The following is a 3,214-nucleotide window of genomic DNA, read 5'->3' on the forward strand; positions in this document are numbered from 1 at the left end:
GCGCCCATTGTGGAAGATTCCCTACTGCTGCCTCCCGTAGGAGTCTGGGCCGTGTCTCAGTCCCAGTGTGGCCGTTCACCCTCTCAGGCCGACTACCCATCGTCGCCTTGGGAGGCCGTTACCCCCCCAACTAGCTAATGGGCCGCGAGCTCCGCAATGAGCGCCAGTTGCCCAGCTTTCTTCCCGTAGGAACGTATGCGGGATTGCCGCGCCTTTCGGCCCGATATCCCCCACTCATCGATAGATCACTCACGTGTTCCTCACCCGTCCGCCGCTGACCCGAAGGTCCGCTCGACTTGCATGTATTACGCACGCCGCNTGTTTCCCTTGACGCATTCATGACGATATAGTTTTCAAGGACCGACGCCGCCCGCTGAAGCGGGGGGCTCACTGTCCTCGCGGACAGCTTTGATATAATAACACCGGACTCGCGCCAATGCAAGCCCTTTTTTAAATCTCGCTAAAAAGTCATCCAAAGCGCTAAGACGGACGCCTGCGTCGATATCTTGTCCACAAAAAAGGCACCAAATACCGAGTTGCCGCAGGCATTGTATACCAAAACCTTTTAAGGGACAATGCGGGTTTCACGGCTGCATACGCTCGGTCATATTGCTTCATCAAGGCGAAGGCCACCCCAAATCGTAGATAATGCCATGTTTCAATAATCGCAAAGTCACGCCGTCCAATCTCCCGAGAATTTCGGTGTTTCTCTAACATAGGCAACATCGTTTCATACACGCGCCAGACATTTTTGCTATAGCCGGTCGGCACATCACGATACATGACTAGTGGCCAGTCAATCTTCACTAAGCGGGCCACTTGCGCCACCCGCAGCCAAAAATCCCAGTCTTCCGCTCCATCAACCGCCCTATCAAATCCCTGCAAATCCTCAACAATTTCCCGTTTGACCAACACCGTTGAAGTTTGAAAGCGATTCAATATCAATAATTCTTCATATGTAATCTCGGACACGGGTAGCGCTGGGGGAATCGGCTCAAAACTTGCCGCCCTTATCCAATCTGTGGCCACCAGTCCAATATGTATGTCCGTACTGGCAACGTCCAGCTGTTGGGCAATTTTCTCCGGATGCCACATGTCATCGGCATCGAGAAATGCTATCCACTCCCCTGACGCCAGCGCGATGCCTTGATTGCGAGCAAACGACGGCCCTTGATTCGTTATTCGCTTAAAAATCGCACGAGGAAAGTGCTCCTGGACTACCTGCGGTGTAGCATCGGTCGAACCATCATCGACCACAATGACTTCAAGAGATGGGTAAGTTTGGTTAAATACCGAATTCAAGGCATCGCTAATTGTCTTCTCTGCATTGTAGGCTGGAACGATAACACTAACTAACTCCTGAGACATCGTTGCCCTCCTGTTGCTGTCGCTCTTGGAGTGCTGCTTCCACCACTTCAGCATCAACTAAACGGATATCCCTATCGCCAAAATGCTGAGTGGTTTCAGGACCCCGCCCCGTAATGAGCACGACATCAGCCGGGTTGGCATGACCAATGGCGTAACGAATCGCTTCTGACCGGTCCAACTCCACAATCGCCAGCTTGTCAGGATCAATGGCACGAATTCCTTCCACTAAGGCATTCGCGATGTTTTGGGCATTTTCGTAATTGGGGCTGTCAGCCGTTACGACGACATGATCGGCATACGTAGCAGCAATTCGCCCCATCTCCGGCCGTTTCCCACGGTCTCGGCCCCCACGCGCTCCAAACACCAACCACACTGCCCCCGTAGTCAGTTTCTTAACTGTCACTAATGATTGGTATAAGCCATCGGGGGTATGGGCGTAGTCAACAATAGCCATAGGAGCCCCCGCACGGGATGTGACTTGCATTCTTCCAGGCACTTGGGGCAGACGCGGAATTTCTTGAGCCAGTATATCTTGCGACACTCCCAATTTAATTGCCGCGGCCGAAGCGGCTAGCACATTGTAAATGTTATATCGACCGGGATGATTCAGGCGTGTCTGAAATGCTACACCTAATCCCTGCAATTCGATTTCGGTGTACCACGGCGACTCTTCCACAATTCGAGCACGTAGGGCTCCACGTGCAATACCGTAGCTCGTGACGGCAGCTTTGCTTTGTGCAGCAATGGTTGAAAAATGCTCATCATCGGCGTTCAAGACCGCTCCCAAGCTATCTTCAGGCAGCATCCGAAAAAGCGTGGCTTTAGCATCTACATAACGTTCCATGGTGCCATGAAAATCTAAATGCTCCCGAGTAATATTGGTTAAGATGGCAATCTGAAATTGCGTGCCGCGTACCCGCTGCTGCACAATCCCATGGGAAGAGACTTCAACCACTGCCGCATCTCCACCACACTCGACAATCTTAGCAAGATATGCCTGAAGATCTGGACTTTCGGGCGTCGTTAACGCGGCTGGCTCCTGACTGCAAACGACATCATTAATGACACTAGAAATGAGCCCGGTACGAATGCCCGCAGCATTGAGCAAAGCGCTAAGCCAGTAAACGACGGAGGTCTTTCCATTGGTCCCTGTCACGGCCACGGCTTTAAGGTGCTGTGAAGGATGCCCATAAAACTGCGTCGCTAGATCAGCGGCCGCCTGGCGGCTTGATTTCACCTGAATATAGGGAACTGTTACGTCCACCAGATGTTTTTCCCCTACGACCGCGACAGCTCCACGGGCCACGGCTTGCGCAATGAACTGATGGCCGTCCTGGGAAGCCCCCGGGACGGCAACAAAAATATCGCCTGGCTCCACCATGCGGGAATCCATACGAATCCCCCTGACCGCAGGGCCAATTACCCAACCGAATTCGGTTATGCGCAGCTGTTGGTCCATTAGAATGATTCCCCCGTTTTCCTACCTACAATGATTGTCCCCATGTATCATGAATCTATCATGAATAGAATTGGCCCTGAATATCAGTGTATGATCATCCGAAGTGGCAGACAAGCGCCCGCGTCATCTGTGATCTAGGGTAAAGTTTTCTGGTATTGTATGCCGTTTCTCCTAAAAAATCCCTAAGGGACAAACTCCTCGAATGAGTTTTTGTCCTCTATAGCAATATCCCTCCACGATCGAAATGATAAATAAAGAGGTCCCTTTCATATTATAGAAAGGGACCTCTTAAAAATATTGTCGGCACGACTGGGCCTCCCAGATCCCTGCGGATCCAGTACCACCAGCGAGGCAGTGGGGGACGACCGTGTGCGGCATGGGAACGGG

General features: G+C 52.0%; 2 protein-coding genes and 1 rRNA gene. All 3 read right to left on the reverse strand.

Translation table 11 applies throughout. The features are described from left to right. Nucleotides 1-351 (reverse strand): 16S ribosomal RNA (locus CO251_RS01705); the annotation flags it as partial. A 129-nt stretch (nt 352-480) separates the two neighbouring features. Next, nucleotides 481-1,368 carry a glycosyltransferase family A protein gene (locus tag CO251_RS01710; protein WP_103374086.1) on the reverse strand — a complete coding sequence of 296 codons (888 nt, stop codon included), beginning with the start codon at nt 1,366-1,368 and terminating at the stop codon, nt 481-483. After that, nucleotides 1,349-2,827, reverse strand: coding sequence for a UDP-N-acetylmuramoyl-L-alanyl-D-glutamate--2,6-diaminopimelate ligase (locus CO251_RS01715; protein ID WP_103374087.1), 1,479 nt, complete (start codon nt 2,825-2,827; stop codon nt 1,349-1,351). Before CO251_RS01715 ends, CO251_RS01710 begins: the two co-directional genes overlap by 20 nt. Nucleotides 2,828-3,214 lie beyond the last annotated feature (387 nt).

It is taken from the genome of Sulfobacillus sp. hq2 (genome assembly GCF_002903155.1).
In the GTDB taxonomy this organism is placed as follows: Bacteria; Bacillota; Sulfobacillia; order Sulfobacillales; family Sulfobacillaceae; genus Sulfobacillus; species Sulfobacillus thermotolerans.